The organism is Devosia sp. (assembly GCF_048261455.1).
Classification (GTDB): Bacteria; Pseudomonadota; Alphaproteobacteria; order Rhizobiales; family Devosiaceae; genus Devosia_A.
Genome location: NZ_JBLXGA010000024.1, coordinates 14,569 through 31,707, shown reverse-complemented (window position 1 = coordinate 31,707; position 17,139 = coordinate 14,569). Strand labels below are relative to the sequence as shown.

Annotated in this window: 17 protein-coding genes; 3 read left to right on the top strand and 14 right to left on the bottom strand. The window is 64.2% G+C overall.

Annotated elements, in window-relative coordinates:
• The first annotated feature begins 641 nt into the window (after nt 1-641).
• Nucleotides 642-1,085, top strand: a complete 444-nt coding sequence (locus tag ACN0TK_RS17260; RefSeq protein ID WP_417310778.1) for an SRPBCC family protein — start codon at nt 642-644, stop codon at nt 1,083-1,085.
• Nucleotide 1,086: 1 nt separating this feature from the next.
• Here the strand turns inward: ACN0TK_RS17260 and ACN0TK_RS17255 are convergent, their stop codons facing one another.
• On the bottom strand, nt 1,087-2,109 hold the full coding sequence (locus ACN0TK_RS17255) for a sugar kinase (RefSeq protein ID WP_417310777.1): 1,023 nt from the start codon (nt 2,107-2,109) through the stop codon (nt 1,087-1,089).
• A 50-nt stretch (nt 2,110-2,159) separates the two neighbouring features.
• Here ACN0TK_RS17255 and ACN0TK_RS17250 point away from each other — a divergent pair, with 50 nt between their 5' ends.
• Nucleotides 2,160-3,635, top strand: coding sequence for a mannitol dehydrogenase family protein (locus tag ACN0TK_RS17250; protein WP_417310776.1), 1,476 nt, complete (start codon nt 2,160-2,162; stop codon nt 3,633-3,635).
• Nucleotides 3,636-3,710: 75 nt separating this feature from the next.
• Here the strand turns inward: ACN0TK_RS17250 and ACN0TK_RS17245 are convergent, their stop codons facing one another.
• The 3 genes from ACN0TK_RS17245 to ACN0TK_RS17235 are packed head-to-tail and all read right to left on the bottom strand — an operon-like array spanning nt 3,711 to nt 6,898.
• Nucleotides 3,711-4,733, bottom strand: a complete 1,023-nt coding sequence (locus ACN0TK_RS17245; protein ID WP_417310774.1) for an Hsp33 family molecular chaperone — start codon at nt 4,731-4,733, stop codon at nt 3,711-3,713.
• Nucleotides 4,733-5,656 carry an ornithine carbamoyltransferase gene (gene argF, locus ACN0TK_RS17240; RefSeq protein ID WP_417310773.1) on the bottom strand — a complete coding sequence of 308 codons (924 nt, stop codon included), beginning with the start codon at nt 5,654-5,656 and terminating at the stop codon, nt 4,733-4,735. Before argF ends, ACN0TK_RS17245 begins: the two co-directional genes overlap by 1 nt.
• A 54-nt stretch (nt 5,657-5,710) precedes the next feature.
• Nucleotides 5,711-6,898 carry an aspartate aminotransferase family protein gene (locus ACN0TK_RS17235; protein WP_417310772.1) on the bottom strand — a complete coding sequence of 396 codons (1,188 nt, stop codon included), beginning with the start codon at nt 6,896-6,898 and terminating at the stop codon, nt 5,711-5,713.
• A gap of 392 nt (nt 6,899-7,290) precedes the next feature.
• Here ACN0TK_RS17235 and ACN0TK_RS17230 point away from each other — a divergent pair, with 392 nt between their 5' ends.
• Nucleotides 7,291-7,881 carry a GcrA family cell cycle regulator gene (locus tag ACN0TK_RS17230; protein ID WP_417310771.1) on the top strand — a complete coding sequence of 197 codons (591 nt, stop codon included), beginning with the start codon at nt 7,291-7,293 and terminating at the stop codon, nt 7,879-7,881.
• Nucleotides 7,882-7,920: 39 nt separating this feature from the next.
• Here ACN0TK_RS17230 and ACN0TK_RS17225 read toward each other — a convergent pair whose 3' ends face one another.
• The 10 genes from ACN0TK_RS17225 to ACN0TK_RS17180 all read right to left on the bottom strand — a co-directional run bounded on the left by ACN0TK_RS17225 (nt 7,921) and on the right by ACN0TK_RS17180 (nt 16,937).
• On the bottom strand, nt 7,921-8,271 hold the full coding sequence (locus ACN0TK_RS17225; protein ID WP_417310770.1) for a hypothetical protein: 351 nt from the start codon (nt 8,269-8,271) through the stop codon (nt 7,921-7,923).
• 85 nt (nt 8,272-8,356) lie between these two features.
• On the bottom strand, nt 8,357-9,031 hold the full coding sequence (locus tag ACN0TK_RS17220) for a dienelactone hydrolase family protein (RefSeq protein WP_417310769.1): 675 nt from the start codon (nt 9,029-9,031) through the stop codon (nt 8,357-8,359).
• 33 nt (nt 9,032-9,064) lie between these two features.
• Nucleotides 9,065-10,105, bottom strand: a complete 1,041-nt coding sequence (locus ACN0TK_RS17215; protein WP_417310768.1) for an aldo/keto reductase — start codon at nt 10,103-10,105, stop codon at nt 9,065-9,067.
• Nucleotides 10,090-10,728 carry a ThuA domain-containing protein gene (locus tag ACN0TK_RS17210; protein WP_417310767.1) on the bottom strand — a complete coding sequence of 213 codons (639 nt, stop codon included), beginning with the start codon at nt 10,726-10,728 and terminating at the stop codon, nt 10,090-10,092. Before ACN0TK_RS17210 ends, ACN0TK_RS17215 begins: the two co-directional genes overlap by 16 nt.
• A gap of 113 nt (nt 10,729-10,841) precedes the next feature.
• Nucleotides 10,842-11,543, bottom strand: coding sequence for a phosphate regulon transcriptional regulator PhoB (phoB, locus tag ACN0TK_RS17205; protein ID WP_417310766.1), 702 nt, complete (start codon nt 11,541-11,543; stop codon nt 10,842-10,844).
• 10 nt (nt 11,544-11,553) lie between these two features.
• On the bottom strand, nt 11,554-12,252 hold the full coding sequence (gene phoU / locus ACN0TK_RS17200) for a phosphate signaling complex protein PhoU (RefSeq protein ID WP_417310765.1): 699 nt from the start codon (nt 12,250-12,252) through the stop codon (nt 11,554-11,556).
• 20 nt (nt 12,253-12,272) lie between these two features.
• Complete coding sequence (gene pstB / locus ACN0TK_RS17195; protein ID WP_417310780.1) at nt 12,273-13,100, bottom strand: phosphate ABC transporter ATP-binding protein PstB; 828 nt, start codon at nt 13,098-13,100, stop codon at nt 12,273-12,275.
• Nucleotides 13,101-13,130: 30 nt separating this feature from the next.
• Nucleotides 13,131-14,504, bottom strand: a complete 1,374-nt coding sequence (gene pstA, locus ACN0TK_RS17190; protein ID WP_417310764.1) for a phosphate ABC transporter permease PstA — start codon at nt 14,502-14,504, stop codon at nt 13,131-13,133.
• Entirely contained in the window at nt 14,501-15,871 is a 1,371-nt protein-coding gene (pstC, locus tag ACN0TK_RS17185) for a phosphate ABC transporter permease subunit PstC (RefSeq protein ID WP_417310763.1), read from the bottom strand. Before pstC ends, pstA begins: the two co-directional genes overlap by 4 nt.
• A gap of 73 nt (nt 15,872-15,944) precedes the next feature.
• Complete coding sequence (locus tag ACN0TK_RS17180) at nt 15,945-16,937, bottom strand: substrate-binding domain-containing protein (protein WP_417310762.1); 993 nt, start codon at nt 16,935-16,937, stop codon at nt 15,945-15,947.
• Nucleotides 16,938-17,139: the final 202 nt, after the last annotated feature.

Here is a 17,139-nt window from a genome sequence, read left to right as displayed (position 1 = left end):
TATTCTTCAAGCTGGGCGACATATGCGTCGGCGTGTGCGCCCGTCATGGCAAAGCCGGGCACGCTGCCATCAGCTTTGGCGATATAGCCGTCGAGCGTCGTGGCGATGTGATAGATCAATGGTTGCACGCAATGTCCTTCTCGCCCCGAACAGTGTCGGAGCGCTTCTCTTGCGGCACATGTCGGAACAGATCGCGCGATGACCCCTCGATAAGGGATCGACGTGGTCGCGCGCCCGCTCAGCAAGTGGCCGCTGGTTTTTGTAGGGTGTGGTCCAGATCCCGGCCGAGAGAACGCATCGGGCGGTTTCAGATGCCAACGCAGAGGGCTGTCGAACGAGAGCTGTCGAGCTGGGTCAGGATCGCGACGCGCATCACGTCCAATGACGTCGTCATCGGAACAAGCGCGTGGCCTTCGTCCAAACCCGTGCGATCACTCACGGATTGTAAGACGAACCTCTGGCGTTTCTGGCAGCTGTCTAGATCATCTGAGTGCGCAGGGCCTCCGGGCGGTCCGCTTGTCTAGTAATTGCTCAGCCTGCCGTCAATATCCCACCGTACAGTGCCGCCCGATCCGGGCGTCCCAACAACTTGTCCGTGCCATCCCGCCATGCGAGTATTTTCGCGACAGGGAGCGGACGAAATGGACATCACCAGTGAAGCCGACTTCGACATCACGCCCGCTGAACTCTGGGCCTGGCTGACCGAATTCGAGAGGTTCAAGCTGTGGAACGACAACATCGTCAGCGACGAGCCCGTGTCTGACGGTCCTGTCGGTCCCGGTTACGTCTCCGACATGACCATGCGCGATGGCGGCAAGGTGAATGTCTATCGCAGCGAACTCATCGACTATGACGTCAACGAGCGCCTCACCATGGTGTTGTCGGGTGGCAATCTCGGCGAAACGCCGATGACGATTTCATACCGCATCACCCCGACGGCCACCGGCAGCCATCTCGTCTATCGCACCCATTGGCAGCCGAGGGGCCTGCTGATGACACTCATGGCGCCGCTCATCGCCATCATGTCGCGGCGCAATGTCCGCGCCCAGCATGACGCCCTGCGCAAAGCCATCGCCGCTGGCTAGCTCAGCCCGCCCGCACCAGTTCCGGCTGCACCAGCGCGCCCTTGTGCCCGATGACGATCCCCGCCACCCGATGCGCTTCCTTCACCGCCGCCACCGGGTCGGCTCCGCGCGCCCGTGCGCTCAGGTAGCCGCCGTTGAACGAGTCGCCCGCGCCGGTCGCGTCCACAACCTTTTCGGCCTCTGTGGCTGCAACATATTCGCGCACCCCGTCGCGCGTCGCGATGAAGGCCGGTTCGCTGCCATTCTTCACCACCACCTCGCTGGCGCCGATCTCCAGATAGCGCTCTGCCGTCGCCTCGGGGCTCGCATCGCCGAATACCGGCGCCTCGTCCGGGTGCGTCGGGAGTACGATATCGGCCACAGTCGCCGCCACCGTCAGGGTCGAGGCCATCACCGCCTCGGAGGTCCATAGCGCCGGTCGAAGGTTCGTGTCGAACACCACCTGCGCGCCCGCGTCCCGCGCCTTGACGATCGCCTTCAGCAGCCGGCCGCGCGCCCGCGGCGACAGGATCGCCATCGAAATTCCGGAAAAATACACCGTCTCGGCGCCCATCAATCCGGCTGCAAGTGCTTCAAAATCCTCGGCAATCAGCTTTGCCGCCGATTGTCCGCGCCAATAGGTGAAGTGCCGGTCGCCCTTGTCCTGATGGATCATGTAGAGGCCCGGCCGTCGCCCGGCGATGGTCTGGATATGCGCGGTGCCGATCCCGGCCGCGCTCAGGAACTCATGCATCTGGCTCGAATAGATATCGTCGCCCAGTGCCGTCACATAGTCGACCTCCCAGCCCTCCGGCAGCAGCGCCCGCGCATACCAGGCGGTGTTCAGTGTGTCCCCCGCAAAGCCCATGCCATAGGTGCGGTTCTCGCCCCCCGACATTTCGATCATGCACTCGCCCACGCTCGCAAAACGCTTGGTCACGCTCAATTCTCCCTCGACCTCGGCAACGCTTATGCCGATCTTGCCGGTGACTGGCAACCGAGCCGGGTTCTCGTTGGCCTGCATCTCGGCTAAGGAGGCGCGCATATTGCCCACGCCACTCAGGGCCGCCTGCCAACAGATTGGGGAGTCTGTATATGCCGCGTTTGTCTCTTGCCGAGATCCAGTCAGATGCCGTTCATCGCGATGGCGTTTCTGTGATGGAATACGACCGTTCCGGTGTCACGCCGGGCATTGTCCATCTGGGGATCGGCGCCTTTCACCGCGCGCATATGGCCGTCTATGTCGATAGCCTGCTGAAGGACGCCCCCGACTGGGGCATAATCGGCGCCTCGTTGCGCCGCCCCGATACGCGCGATGCGCTCGCCCCGCAGGATTTCCTCTATACCGTTGCCATCCGCGACGCCGAGGGCACCCGCTGCCGCATCATCGGTTCTGTCCTCGATGTGCTCGATGCCTCGTCCGATCGCAGCGAACTCATTGAAACCATGGCGGATCCGAAAATCCGCATCGTCTCGCTCACCGTGACCGAAAAGGGCTATTGCCACGATCCGGCGACCGGCGAACTCGACGAAGACCATCCCGATATCGTCCACGATCTCGCCCATCCCGACGACCCCATCAGCGCGCCCGGCATCATTCTCGCCGCCCTCGCCAGGCGCCAGGCGGCCGAACTTGTCCCCTTCACCGTAATGAGCTGCGATAATCTGCCGGCAAATGGCGAAACGGCACGGCGCATCGTGCGGCGGCTGGCGGAACTGCGGGGCGATACGAAGCTGACGAAATACGTTCACTCCGTAAGTTTCCCCTCCACGATGATCGATCGCATCGTGCCGGCGACCACCGATGAGGACCGCGCTCTGGTCACCGAACAGACCGGGCTCGACGACGCCTGGCCGATCATGACCGAGCCCTTTACCCAATGGGTGATCGAGGATGATTTCCCCGCCGGCCGGCCGCCCTTCGAAACCGTCGGCGCGCAACTGGTGGACGATGTCGAGCCCTTCGAGCTGATGAAGCTGCGCATGCTCAACGGCAGCCACTCGACCATGGCCTATGTCGGCTATCTGTCGGGCTACCAGTATGTGTCCGAGGCCATTTCCGATGCGGCCATTCACCGGCTGATCCGCAATCTGATGACCGAAGAGGCCATGCCGACCCTGCCCATGGGCGCCGATGTCCTCGCACCCTATCGCGACGAACTGCTGGCCCGCTTTGCCAACCCAGCTCTGCAGCATCGCACCTGGCAGATCGCCATGGATGGCAGCCAGAAGCTGCCGCAGCGCCTGCTGGGAACCGCACGGGCGCGATTGGAAAAAGATCAATCAATTGAAAGGCTTGCGCTCGGCGTTGCCGCCTGGATGCGCTATGTCACGGGCCGCGACGAAAAGGGTGAGGCGATCGACGTCAAGGACCCGATGGCTTCCCGCCTGCGCGAGATTGCCGACGCCGCCGGTGGCGATCCCGAGCGTCTCGCAACTGGCCTGATGGCGCTGCCCGAGATTTTCGGCGCCGATCTGCCGGAAAACCCGGCCTTCACTGGCCCGGTCATTCTCGCGCTCAAGTCGCTCTACGCCACCGGTGCCAGCGTCACCGCCACCGCCGTCGGCTGATAGGGCTGGGCGCCGGCTTCTCCGTCGTCATCCCCGGGCAAAGACCCGGGGATCGATCTTCAGGGCCTTGGCAGCCTAGTGCTTGGTGTCAGCTGCCGGCTCGTCGTCGCCAAACTCGCGCGGGTGGAAGTGATATTCCGCCGAGCAGAATTCGCACACCACCTCGATCTTGCCGTCGACCGTCATTTCCGCCCGTTCTTCGGCGGTGAAGTTGTCACGCAGCATGGCGTCGATCCGCTCTGCCGAGCACGAGCAGCGCTCGACCAGCTCGATCGGATCGAAAATCCTCACGCCCGTCTCGTGGAACAGCCGGTACAGCAGCCGTTCCGCCGACAGGTCGGGGTCGGCCAGCTCGTCATCGGCCACGGTCGAAAACAGCGACCGCGTCGTCGTCCACTTGTCGTCTTCGACGAAATCGGGATCGGCGGTTTCCGGGTTGTCGAAATTGCCGTCGCCCGGCAGGTCCGGCATCATCGACTGGCCATGCGCGGGCAGGAACTGCACCAGCGAACCGCCAGCCCGCCAATGCGCCCGGCTGTCGCCCTTTTTCGAAAACTGCGCCACGGCGAGCCGCACCAGCGTCGGAATTTGCTCCGACTGCTGGAAATAGCCATGCGCCACGTCTTCCAGCGTGCCGCCCTCCAGCGCCACGATGCCCTGGTAGCGCTCCATATGCGCCCCCTGGTCGACCGTCATCGCCAGATGGCCGTTGCCCAGCAGCTTGCCGGATTGGGCCTGGCCCGCATCCACGAGCTTCTGCACAGCATCGGCGTCGAACCGCGCATAGCCGCGCAGCCCGTCCGGCGCGTCGAAATCGACGACCATCAGGTTCACCGGCCCATCGGTCTGGGTCTGCATGATGAACTTGCCGGCAAACTTCAGCGACGAGCCCATCAGTGCAGCGAGCACGACGGCTTCGCCCAACAGGCGTGCCACCGGTTCGGGATAATTGTGTCGGGTCAGGATGGCGTCGAGTGCATCGCCGAGCCGGACGATCCGCCCCCGCGCATCCAGAGTATCGAGGGTGAACGGCACCACCACGTCGTCGCCGCTTTCGGGGCGGTCGAGACCAAGTGTGCTCAGCTGCGTTTCTGCCATCAGATGTTTCCGACCCCCAAGCTCCAGCAGAGGATCGCCTTTTGTGCGTGAAGACGGTTTTCGGCTTCGTCGAAGACCACCGACTGCGGGCCATCGATGACCTCGTCGGTAACCTCGTCGCCGCGGTGCGCGGGCAGGCAATGCATGAAGAGCGCATCCTTGTCCGCCAAGCCCATCAAGCTGGTGTTCACCTGGTAGGGTTTCAAGGCCCGGCGCCGCTCAGCCGCGTCCGCATCGCCCATCGACACCCAGGTGTCGGTGATCACCAGATCGGCATCCTTCACCGCTTCCTCGGGGTCCTCGATCAGCCGCACCGAACTGCCCGCCCGGCGAATATCGGTCAAAAGGTCCTTTTCCGGCGCATATTCTTCGGGCACGGCAATCGTTAGCTCCGCGCCGAACAGCACGGCGGCGTTTACCCATGAGGCCAGCACATTGTTGCTGTCGCCGACCCAGGCCACCTTGGCGTTCTTGATGTTGCCGCGGTGCTCTTCATAGGTCAGCACATCGGCCATCACCTGGCATGGGTGTGCCCGGCGGGTCAGCCCGTTGATCACTGGCACCGTCGCCGATTCCGCCAGTTCCAGCAGGTCCGCATGGGTCAGAATGCGGATCATGATCGCATCGACATAGCGGCTCATCACCTTGGCGGTGTCGCTCAGCGTTTCCTCGCGGCTCAGCTGCATTTCGGCGCCGCTCAGAAACAGCGTCTCGCCGCCCAGCTGCCGCATGCCGACGTCAAAGCTGACGCGGGTCCGGGTCGACTGGCGCTCGAAGATCATCGCCAGCACCTTGTCCTTCAGCAGCAGCGGGCGCTCGCCTTTGGCGATGCCGGCCTTCAACTCGCTGGCAAGGTTCAGCATGCCCCGCAGGGTGTCAGCTTCGAAGTCGTCGAGATTGATGAAATGCCGTGGGGCGGTCATGAGGACTCCTGTTCTGCGCGCCGTCAGTCCTGGCGCACGGCGGAAATAGGGAATTCAGGCTGTGGCTGTCTCGCGGTCGATCGCCTCGAACGCGGCCGCCAGTGTCTCGGCAGCCTCAGCGATCTCGGCTTCGGTGACGATCAGCGGCGGCAACAGGCGCAGCACGTTCTCGCCCGCGCCCTGGGCCAGCATGTGATGGTCGTCGCGCAACCGAGCCACGAAATCGCGCACCGGCGGGGTGATCTTTATACCGGCCAGCAGGCCCTTGCCGCGCACATCCAGCACATATTGCGGAAACCGCTGCTGCAGCTGCTGCATGTGCCAGGCGAGCTTGTTGCCCATCTCCTCAACATGCGCGAAGAAGCCGGGCTCCAGCATCACGTCGAGCACCGCATTGCCCATGGCACAGGCCAGCGGGTTGCCGCCGTAGGTCGAGCCATGCGTGCCCGGCACCATGGATTTCGCCGCTTCGCCCTTGGCGAGGCAGGCGCCGAGCGGAAAGCCGCCGCCGATACCCTTGGCCACGGCCATGATATCGGGCTCGATCTCGGCATAGTCATAGGCAAAGAAGCGCCCCGAGCGGCCATAGCCGCACTGCACTTCGTCCAGCACCAGCAGCAGGCCATGCGTGTCGCACAGTGCCCGCAACCCGCGCATGAACTCGACCGACATGGCGGTCACCCCGCCTTCGCCCTGCACCGGCTCGATCAGGATGGCGCAGGTCTTGTCGTCGATCAGCGCTTCGACCGCAGCGAGGTCGCCAGGCGCGGTGTGCTTGAACCCGGCCAGCGGCGTGCCGAACCCTTCGAGATAGCTCGGGTTGCCGCCCGCGGCGATCGCACCCATCGTGCGGCCATGAAAGGCGCCGGTGAACGCAATGATGTCGCTGCGCTCAGTCTCGCCCTTGGCCCAATAGTGGTGCCGCGCGGTCTTGATCGCGCATTCCACCGCCTCGGTGCCGGAGTTGGTGAAGAACACCGCATCGGCGAACGTATTGTCCACCAGCCGCTGGGCCAGCTTTTCCTGCTCGGGAATGGTGAAGACGTTCGAGGTGTGCCACACCTTGCACGCAGCCGCCTGCAGGCTTTCCACCATATGCGGGTGGGCATGGCCCAGTGCATTCACCGCAATGCCCGAGTGGAAATCGAGATATCGGGTGCCATGCTGGTCGAACAGTCGCACGCCTTCTCCCCGCTCGAAGGCAAGGTCGGACCGGGCATACGTGCCGTACAGCGCAGACATGTCGATATCCCTTTCATGGGTTCTTTTGGCAGGCGGGATGGAGGTGTTGCAAAACCCCCACAAAAACCAAAAACGCGCTGCGGAAGCGGCGCGTTGCAGGCTTTTCCATATGCCTTTCCGCCCGTTGCAAGTCAACGGAGAGCCGCCAAGTGACTGAATTGACTCAGGGTTCACACGCCGCCTGAAACCCGCCGCATTTTCCCCGTGTAAAACCGGCCGGTCACTTGATCCCGATTTCCTCGCCCGTGTAGTATCAAGGCGTTAGGACACGATATCTCGTGTGGCGGACCTATAAGACCTACGATGCGTAGTGTGTCGTGCCGTTGCGGACCCCGCAATGGCATAGGGTACGAGTCCGCCCAAAATCCTGAACTACTAGGAGCTGACTATCTATGGGCTGGACTGAGGAACGCGTCGAGCTGCTCAAGAAACTGTGGCTCGAAGGGCTCAGCGCTAGCCAGATTGCGGGCGTGCTTGGCGAAGGAGTCACGCGCAACGCCGTAATCGGCAAGGTGCATCGCTTGAAGCTGAGTGGCCGGGCCAAGCCCGCCAGTTCGGCGCCCCGTGTGCGCACGACGCCGCGGCAGGCGCCCCGTCGTCCCAGCACGCCGAGCGCGTCGCCGGCCGCACGCGGCACGAGCAGTGGTGCGGCAAGCGCCGGCATGGGCGCCACCATGATGAAGTCGCGCCCCATGGGCGGCGGCGGTGGTGGCGGCGGTGCCGTTCAGGGCGCCACGGCGCTCAAGATGGAAGAAGAGTTCGAGACCGAGCTCGATACGGCGCCGCAGATGCAGGAGCTCTTCATTCCCGAAGACCAGCGTCTCAGCCTGCTGCAGCTCAGCGAAGAGACCTGCAAGTGGCCCATCGGCGATCCGCTGACGCCCGATTTCTATTTCTGCGGTCAGCACTCTGAAGAGGGCAAGCCCTACTGCGAATTCCACGCACGCCGGGCCTTCCACCAGATGGACAAGAAAAAGCGCTGAGCCTCTCGCACGGCGCTGAGAAACCAAAAAGGCCGGGGTTCACCCGGCCTTTTGCATTTGTTCGTCCAGCGCCGCGATCGCCGCATCCAGCATATCGTGCACCGGTTGGCGCGTGCCGTCGGGCAGGGCGATCAGAACCCGCTGCACCGTGTGTCCGTTGTAAAGGCTCACCATGAAATCGGCGACCGACAGCTGGCCATAGTCTGCCAGCGGCACCTCCACCGCTTCGGTCACGAGATGCGGAGCTGCGGGCCCGCCGCCCGCCAGCGCGAACACCGTGCCGAGTGCCGGGGAGGCTGCTGCCAGTCCGTCACGAAACACCAGCCGGTCCCCGGCTTCTGGGGCTGCCTCGAACAGCCGGTCGGCAAAACCGTCGGCCAGCATCACCACCAGCAGGGCCTTTCGCCGCGACAGCGGCGCAGCCCTCGCGGCGGCAAAAGCGTCGCTCAGATAGGCGAAATGCGGCCCCAGCGCCTCAGCCGAGGTGCTGATTGAAGAACTCCAGCGTCCGCTGCGAGGCCGTCCTGCACGCCTGCTCGTTGAACGTCGCCGGCCGGTCGTGGTTACAGAACCCGTGGTCCCCCTCATAGACGTAGATATCGGCTTCCGGATGCCGGCCGCGCAACTCGTCCACCTGGTCGAGCGGAATGCCCTGGTCCTGGTCGCCGAAATGCATCTGCGTCGGCACCTGCGGGTCGAGATCGATATAGCTCGGCACGCCGCCGCCATAAAATCCCGATGCCGCGCTCAGCCCCATGCCATGGCTGGCGGCGACCCATGAAATGCGCCCGCCAAAGCAGTAGCCGGTGATCCCGACCTTTCCGGCGCTCTTGACCGCCTCGATCGCCGCGCCGACATCGAGCATCGCCGTCGAGGCATCGAACTTCTTCAGCAGCGCGCCGATCACCGCGAACTGCTCGTTCGAATAGTCGTTGCTCTCATAGCCGTACTCGATCCGGTCGAACATCGCCGGCGCCACCGCGAGATAGCCGTTCTGCGCATACCGGTCGACGACCGAGCGCACGAAATCGCTCAGCCCCCAGACCTCCTGGATCACCACAACGGCACCGCGCGCCTTGCCCTCGGGCTCGGCACGATAGGCATTGAGTTCAAAACCGTCCGATGCGGTCAGTTTGATGCGTTCGCCCATGAACAGGGTCTCCTCGGTCGTCGTATCGGATCCTCAAGCAAGGATCGGCGTTTGCGGTGCAGGCGCCTTGGGGTGGATCAGCCCGTCGGCCTTGAGTTCGATCCACAGTTCCGGCGCAATCGGTTTGCGATAGCCCGCAAGGTTGTCGCGGAATTCTGTCATTGTCGAGAAGCCCGGAATGATTGCCGTGATTGCGGCGTGTCCGAGCGGAAAATTCAGCGCGGCGTGGATCAGCGTCGTGCCATGCCGCTTGCACGCTTCCTCGATCCGCCGGGTCTTTTCCAGCATCGCCTCGCTCGCTGGCGCATAGTCGAACCGCGCGTCGGGGATCGGGCCGGTCGCCAGAATGCCACTGTTGAGCGGCGCCCCATCGATGATCGCCACACCCTCGCGCTCGCAGCGCGGCAGCAGCGTATCGATCACCTCCTGATCGAGCAGCGTATAGCGATTGGCCAGCAGGAACACATCGAACGCCGCTTCATCGAGCAGGTCGTTGATCACCGGCCATTCGTTGACACCGGCGCCGATGCCACGCACCACGCCCTGGTCGCGCAATGCGGTCAGCGCACGGATGCCACCGCCGGTCGTCACTTCGTCCCAGCGTTGCGCGTGCTGATCGTTTTGCGCGAACCGGCCGATATCGTGGAGGAACAGGATGTCGATCCGCTCCAGCCCCAGCCGCTGCAGCGAATGCTCGAAGCTGCGCATCACCCCGTCATAGGTGAAGTCGAACTCCGGCCGGAAGGGTAGGGCGCGGGCGCTGCCGAACCTGTCCACGGCCCAGGCGCGGTCGGGCACCAGCAGCCGGCCCACCTTGGACGACAGCACATAGCTGTCGCGCGCCTTGCCGCGCAGAAAGTCGCCGATCCGCCGCTCCGACAGGCCCGAGCCGTAGAACGGCGCTGTATCGAAATAGCGGATGCCGGCGTCCCATGCGGCCTGCAGCAGGTCCTGGGCGTCCGCATCCGATGGCGCCTTGTCGAGGAACCCGATTGGCGCACCGCCGAAGCCGATCCGCGTCACCTCCAGCCCGGTCTGGCCGATCGGCCGCGTCGGGATCAACGGCTCGCCCATAGCAGCCCCCTTTTGAGGATCGTGCGCACTTCCGGCTGCGCCAGCTCGGCCGCCACATGCCCCAGCGCCGTATAGAACACGCGCCCCGCGCCATAGCGGCTCTTGAACACCACCGGTACCACCACATCCTTTTTCCATGAGGCGTGCTCGCCCGAAAAGGTTGTGGTCGCCAGCACCTCGACGCTCGGGTCGACATGCAGGAAATACTGCTCCGAGTGATGCGCGAACCGCGAAATCCCCGACATCACCGGATCATCGGTTTTCACCGGGTCGACGTGGTAGTCGATGATATTGCCCGGGTGCGAGGCAAAGGTGCAGCCGGCGAGAAACCGGAACCGCGCATTGCCCGGAAACGTCGTCGCCAGCCCGTGGTGGAACGCGGCAACGCCGGTGCCGGCTTCCACCGCATCGCACAGCGCGATCGAGGGCTCGCGGTCCAGCGCGCCACCGGTAATCTGCGGCACGATCAGGTCATACTGGCCGGGATTGTCGCCAAAGGCGGCATAGTCGGGGGTGACGGTCACATCGAAACCCTCGTCAGCCAGCAGGTCGCGGACGATCAGCGCCCCCGCTTCAGGCTCATGCAGTTCCAGCCCACCCCAGACAACAAGTGCGCGTTTCATCGCTCAACCTCCCAATTGCTTGCAAGATCAACCAGATGCGACCCGCCTTGGCAAGGCGGATCGGGCCGGTGCTGTCAGGTGCAACGGGGCGGTGAGGGGAGCTGTCGCCTGCCTCAGCCGGCGACGGCGAACCGTTCGTCGAAGGAATAGCCGGCGCCGCGCACCGTGCGGATCGGGTCGGGATTGCGGTGGCGGTTGATCGCCTTGCGCAGCCGGCCGACATGCACGTCCACGGTGCGCTCGTCGACATAGACATCGGTGCCCCAAACGCCGTCGAGCAGCTGCTCGCGCGAATAGACCCGCCCCGGATGCCGCATCAGATATTCCAGCAACCGATACTCCGTGGGCCCCAGATGCACCTCGCGGCCGCCCCGGCGCACCCGGTGGCTGGTCCGGTCGAGTTCCAGATCGCCCGCCTTCAGCAGCGCCGTCACCAGTTGCGGGCTCGAGCGGCGCAGCAGCGCATTGACGCGCGCCAGCAGCTCGGGGATCGAGAACGGCTTGACGACATAGTCGTCCGCCCCGGTCGCCAGCCCGCGCACGCGTTCTTCTTCCTCGCCCCGCGCCGTGATCATGATGATCGGCGTGCGGGCGGTCTCGTCCCGCGTGCGCCAGCGGCGGCACAGCTCGATGCCCGAAAGGCCCGGCAGCATCCAGTCGAGCAGGATCAGATCGGGAACCCCGTCGCGCACCCGCTCGACCGCTTCGTCGCCCGTCAACGCGGTCACGACCTTGAAACCTTCGGCCTGCAGGTTGTAGCGCAGCAGCTCGACGACATCCTCTTCGTCTTCAACGATCAATATGGTGGCAGCCATGGTCTAGAACTCAGCGTGGCGGACGGGTGGATTCATCGGCCGAAAGGTGCTGTCCCGTCTCGAGGTAATAGGCAGCTTCGGCAATATTGGTGGCATGGTCCCCGATGCGCTCGAGGCTCTTGGTGCAAAACAGCAGATGCGTGCACTGCGTGATGTTGCGCGGATCTTCCATCATGTAGGTCAGCAGTTCGCGGAACAGCGAGTTATGGATCGCGTCCACCTCCTCGTCCCGGTTGCACACTTCGACGGCCTCTGCCGAATTGCGCGACGAATAGGCGTCCAGCGCAACTTTCAGCTGATGCGCCACAAGGTCCGTCATGTGCTTGACGCCATTGTAGAACATCGGCGCGAGGCCAAGGGACTCGATCTGCAGCGCCCGCTTGGCGAGCTGCTTGGCCATATCGCCGGTGCGCTCCAGGTCGTTGGCCACCTGAATGGCAGTGAACACCATGCGCAGGTCGCTCGCCATCGGCTGGCGCCGCGCGATGATCGACACGGCCATGTCGTTGATCGCCTGCTGCTTGTCGTCGATCGCCCGGTCGGCGAGCCTGACTTCCTTGGCCTGGACATGATCCAGCCGCAGCAGCGCATTGGCGCTGTCGATGATGGCCTGCTCCACCATGCCGCCCATCTCCGAGATGGCCTTGTGCAGGTTGATCAGCTCGTCTTCGAATGACGAGACGATATGTTCATTCAGACTGGTGGGCATTACGGCCTCCTCGGGGTCCGTCAGCCGATGCGGCCGGTGATGTAGTCCTGCGTCTGCTTGTGCGCGGGGTTGGTGAAGATGTCCTCGGTCTTGCCGACCTCGATCAGATTGCCGAGGTGGAAGAACGCCGTCTTCTGGCTCACGCGGGCCGCCTGCTGCATCGAATGGGTGACGATGACGATCGTGTAGTTCGCCCGCAATTCATCGATCAGCTCCTCGATGATCGCAGTCGCGATCGGATCGAGCGCCGAGCAGGGCTCGTCCATCAGGATCACTTCGGGCCCAACGGCCATGGCGCGCGCGATGCACAACCGCTGCTGCTGGCCACCCGAAAGCCCCGTACCCGGCTCGTGCAGACGATCCTTGACCTCGTCGAACAGCCCGGCCCGCCGCAGCGACGAGACGACGATCTCTTCGATATCGGTCTTCGACTTGGCAATGCCGTGAATCCGCGGGCCATAGGCCACGTTCTCGAAGATCGACTTGGGGAACGGGTTGGGCTTTTGAAAGACCATGCCGATCCGCGCGCGCAGTTCCACCACGTCGAGCGCCGGGTTGTAGATATCGTCCCCGTCCAGCGTGATATTGCCGCCGACCCGGCAGCCCTCGATCGTGTCGTTCATGCGGTTGATGCACCGCAGGAAGGTCGACTTGCCGCAGCCCGACGGGCCGATGAACGCCGTCACCGCGCGGTCGGGGATATCGATCGACACACCGAACAGCGCCTGCTTGGCGCCGTAGTGCACCGTGACGTCCTTGGTCTGCACGCGGATCGGATGGTTCGTCGCGTCGTCGGCAGTCGCTGCCACTTCGGGAGCCTGGGTCATCTTAACTTTGCCTGCCATCATATCCATTTGCGTTCTCCGCACTATGACCTGTCAGGCCCGGCGCTCAAGGCGCGACCTGAGGAAAATGGCGATGGCGTTCAGCATGATCATCAGCCCCAGCAGCACGATGATCGCGGCGGACGTCCGCGCCTCGAAGAAATTCCGGTTCTCGTTGCCCTGCCACAGGAAGACCTGCACCGGCAGCGCCGTCGCCTGATCCATCGGGCTGGCCGGGATATTGGCGACAAAGGCGTTCATGCCGATCAGCAGCAGCGGTGCCGTCTCGCCCAGCGCCTGCGCCACGCCGATGATCGTCGCGGTCAGGATCGAGGGGAAGGTCACCGGCAGGATGTGGTGGAACACCGTCTGCGTCTTCGATGCACCCAGCCCCAGCGCCGCCTGGCGCAGCGACGGCGGCACGCCGCGCAGCGCGCCACGGGTGGCGATGATGATCGTCGGCAGCGTCATCAGCGTCAGCACCAGGCCACCCACCAGCGGCGCCGACAGCGGCAGGTGGAAATAGTTGATGAACACCGCGGCGCCGAGCAGACCGAAGACGATCGAGGGCACGGCCGCCAGGTTGTTGATGTTCACTTCGATGAGGTCTGTGATCCGCGACTTCGGCGCGAATTCCTCGAGATAGATGGCGCTCGCCACCCCGATCGGCACCGCCAGCACGATGACGATCAGCATCATGTACAGCGACCCCATGAACGCACCGGCGAGACCCGCCGAGGCCGGTGCCGCGCGGCTGTCCACATTGGTGAAGATCGTCCAGGCGAAATCGAAGGTGATGACGCCCTCTTCGCGCAGCAGGTCCGCTGCTTCACGCGCCGGCGCCGAAAGCTGCTGGCGGTTGTCGGGCAGGGACCGGTCGATCGTCCCCTTGAGCCAGTTGTCCGCGTCCGCCGAGGCCAGCAGGTTTACGCTGACGGTCTGCCCCAGCAGGTTGGGATCCTCGACGAACCGGTCACGCAGTTTCAGGCGCTCACTGGTCGAGACCAGCGACAGGACCGAGCGCGTGTCGATCTCGAAGCCCGGGGGCAGGGCGTCGCGCACGGCCGCCTCGGTGATCTTGTTCCAGTTCAGCATGGCGACGGTCCGCTGCCAGCGCAGCGACTCGCCACGGAAGTCGGCGTCCGACTGACCTTGTTGCTGGATTGGCTTGGGGTCGAGCTTGATCAGCGCCGGGTCATAGGTGACGTCGAGATGCATCGTCGCCTGCGTAAACGCCGGCAGGCCCTTGCTCAGAATGGTGGTGAACAGCACCGCGACAAAGCCCAGCGCGAGGACGATGGCCGCGATCCCGAGCCCGCGGAAGATCATCTCGTTGCGATGGCGGCGGCCCAGTCCGGCCTGCACGCGCTTGCGGCGCGCAGCTGCGGGTTCCGATGTGATGCTGGAAGCGGCGGTTTCGGTGCTCACTCGTACTGCTCCCGGAAGCGGCGGACGATATAAAGGGCGGCGACATTGAGCCCCAGCGTAATGACGAACAGCGTCAGGCCGAGCGCAAAGGCCACCAGCGACTGCGGGCCCGCAAAATCGGTATCACCAGTCAGCTGGTTGACGATCGACACGGTGACCGTCGAGATCGGCTCGAACGGATTGGCGCGCAGCACCGGGCTGTTGCCCGCGGCCAGCACCACGATCATCGTCTCGCCGATGGCGCGGCTGATCGCCAGGAGGAACGCGCCGACGATACCGGGCAACGCGGCCGGTAGCAGCACGCGGATGATCGTTTCCGATTGCGTGGCGCCGAGCCCGTACGAGCCGTCGCGCATGGCGCGCGGCACCTGATTGAGAATGTCGTCGCTGAGCGAGGAGATGAAGGGGATGATCATGATCCCCATCACGCTGCCCGCCGTCAGCGCGCTGGTGGCCGATACGTTGAGGCCCACCGCATCGCCGCTGTTGGCGAGGAACGGCCCGACGGTGACCAGCGCGAAAAAGCCGTAAACAATCGTCGGAATGCCGGCGAGGATCTCGATCACCGGCTTCACCACGGCACGCACGCGGCGCGGCGCATATTGATTGAGATAGATCGCCGTCATCAGCCCGACCGGCACGGCGACCAGCATGGCGATCACGCTCACCATGATCGTGCCCCACAACAGCGGCAGCAGGCCATACTCGCCGCGCCCGCCTTCCGTCGAGAAAATCGGGTTCCACACCGTACCGAAGAAGAAGTCGATCGGGCTCACATAGGTGAAAAAGCGCAGCGCTTCGGTCAGCAGTGACGCGACGATACCCAGTGTCGTCAGGATCGCCACCGCCGAGCTGGCGAGGAGCAGCAGCCCGATCACCCGTTCGACTTCGTTGCGGGCCCGAAGCCGCGGGTTGATCCGCTTGCGCGCATAGAGCAGCGCGCCGATACCGGTCGCCGCTGCCGCGCCGATCACCACCAGCAGCACGATGAACTGGAACTGGCGCAAGGCGTCGGCGGCCTCCGCCTCATAGGGGCGCAGTTCGCCGGCCACGCCGAAGCCCGAGGCGATGGAGCGCAGCCGCTGGCTCGCTTCGGTCACCGCCGGGCCGCCCTCGGCCATGATGTCCTGCGGCAGCAAACTGTGGATATAGCTGGAATTGACGGTGTCACCGAGCAGCGCCCACAGGCCCAGGATCACAAGGGCTGGGGCAAGCGCCCAGATGGCGGCCAGCGCGCCATGATACTGGCTGCGCGAATGCAGTTTGGTGCCACCGGCGGTGGCAAGCTGACGGCTGCGGGACCAGCCGACCTGGTAGGCGATGGCGAGAAGCGCGAGCAGGACTGCCGCGAAGATATAGGAGTTCAAAGCCGTCGCCTTCCCAAGCCATACTCAGAAATGGGGTGGGGCCACCCGCGCGGATGGCCCCGGTCGTCGTCGATTACATCGCGCCTGCTTCGAAGGCAGCGAGAACCTCGGCAGTCTTGTCGGCCGGCTGCGGGATCAGGCCGGAGCCTTCCAGCGTGCCGCCCAGACCCGAAATGCCCTCGGACAGGAAGAACTGGACGTACTCTTCGATGCCCGGGATCACACCGATGTGCTGGCCCTTCACGTAAAAGAACAGCGGACGCGAGACCGGATACTCGCCGGAGGCGACGGTATCGAGGCTCGGGGTCACGCCGTCCATGGTCGCGACTTCCAGCGTGTCCCTGTTCTGGTCGTAAAAGCTCAGGCCGAACACGCCGACGGTCTCGGGGTTGGACTGCAGGCGGGCCAGGGTCTCGGTGTAGTCACCCGAGATCTCGACGACCACGTCCTGGCGCAGCACCAGGCAGGAGTCCTCGTCGGTCACGCCGGCGGTTTCACAACCCGGCAGAACGACCTTCTCCTCAAACACTTCACGGGTGCCGTGGTTCGAGGCGGGGATCGCCAGGCGGATCGCCTGATCCGGCAGCGACGCGTCGATCTCGCTCCAGTTGGTGTAGGGGTTGTCGGTCAGCTCGCCGTCAACCGGCACCTGGGCGGCAATCGCCTTGTAAACGAACTCGGGGGTCAGCGCGAAAGCGTCGTTGTCGACCGAGGTGGCGAACACGATGCCGTCAAAGCCGAACTGGATCTCGCGGATGTCGGTCACGCCGGCTGCAGTGCAGGCCTCGCGCTCGCTGTCCTTGATGGCGCGCGATGCATTGGCGATGTCGATGGTGTTCTCGCCGACGCCTTCGCAGAACTGCTTCAGGCCGCCACCGGTGCCGCCGGAGCCGACGACCGGCGTGTTGAACTCGGGGAACGCCGCGCCGAATTCCTCGGCAACGATCGAGGCGAAGGGCAGGACGGTGGACGAACCAGCGATCTGGATGGTGTCGCGGGCCTGAGCGGCAGCAACGCCAGCAGTCAGGGCAACGGCGGCAACGCCGGCGTAAAGAGCGATTTTCATGAAGCTTCCCTTTCGGAGCGATATTTGCGGGCGCTTTTGGCCCACGCGTTGGCGCCGGGTGTTGTGCCGGCCGCCAGTGACGAGGGGGAACCTATTGGGCGTGTGCTGATGGTTTTATGACAGCTGCACGACTGTTTTATGACAGTGCAAGTGTTTGGAAAGTATACGAAAAACGTATAACAACCTGGTGCTGCGACCCGCA

Bases quoted from the DNA above. Each gene is read 5' to 3' on its own strand.
- ACN0TK_RS17260 (WP_417310778.1), top strand. From the start codon at position 642: ATGGACATCACCAGTGAAGCCGACTTCGACATCACGCCCGCTGAACTC.
- ACN0TK_RS17255 (WP_417310777.1), bottom strand. From the start codon at position 2,109: ATGCGCGCCTCCTTAGCCGAGATGCAGGCCAACGAGAACCCGGCTCGG.
- ACN0TK_RS17250 (WP_417310776.1), top strand. From the start codon at position 2,160: ATGCCGCGTTTGTCTCTTGCCGAGATCCAGTCAGATGCCGTTCATCGC.
- ACN0TK_RS17245 (WP_417310774.1), bottom strand. From the start codon at position 4,733: ATGGCAGAAACGCAGCTGAGCACACTTGGTCTCGACCGCCCCGAAAGC.
- argF (WP_417310773.1), bottom strand. From the start codon at position 5,656: ATGACCGCCCCACGGCATTTCATCAATCTCGACGACTTCGAAGCTGAC.
- ACN0TK_RS17235 (WP_417310772.1), bottom strand. From the start codon at position 6,898: ATGTCTGCGCTGTACGGCACGTATGCCCGGTCCGACCTTGCCTTCGAG.
- ACN0TK_RS17230 (WP_417310771.1), top strand. From the start codon at position 7,291: ATGGGCTGGACTGAGGAACGCGTCGAGCTGCTCAAGAAACTGTGGCTC.
- ACN0TK_RS17220 (WP_417310769.1), bottom strand. From the start codon at position 9,031: ATGGGCGAACGCATCAAACTGACCGCATCGGACGGTTTTGAACTCAAT.
- ACN0TK_RS17215 (WP_417310768.1), bottom strand. From the start codon at position 10,105: ATGGGCGAGCCGTTGATCCCGACGCGGCCGATCGGCCAGACCGGGCTG.
- ACN0TK_RS17210 (WP_417310767.1), bottom strand. From the start codon at position 10,728: ATGAAACGCGCACTTGTTGTCTGGGGTGGGCTGGAACTGCATGAGCCT.
- phoB (WP_417310766.1), bottom strand. From the start codon at position 11,543: ATGGCTGCCACCATATTGATCGTTGAAGACGAAGAGGATGTCGTCGAG.
- phoU (WP_417310765.1), bottom strand. From the start codon at position 12,252: ATGCCCACCAGTCTGAATGAACATATCGTCTCGTCATTCGAAGACGAG.
- pstB (WP_417310780.1), bottom strand. From the start codon at position 13,100: ATGATGGCAGGCAAAGTTAAGATGACCCAGGCTCCCGAAGTGGCAGCG.
- ACN0TK_RS17180 (WP_417310762.1), bottom strand. From the start codon at position 16,937: ATGAAAATCGCTCTTTACGCCGGCGTTGCCGCCGTTGCCCTGACTGCT.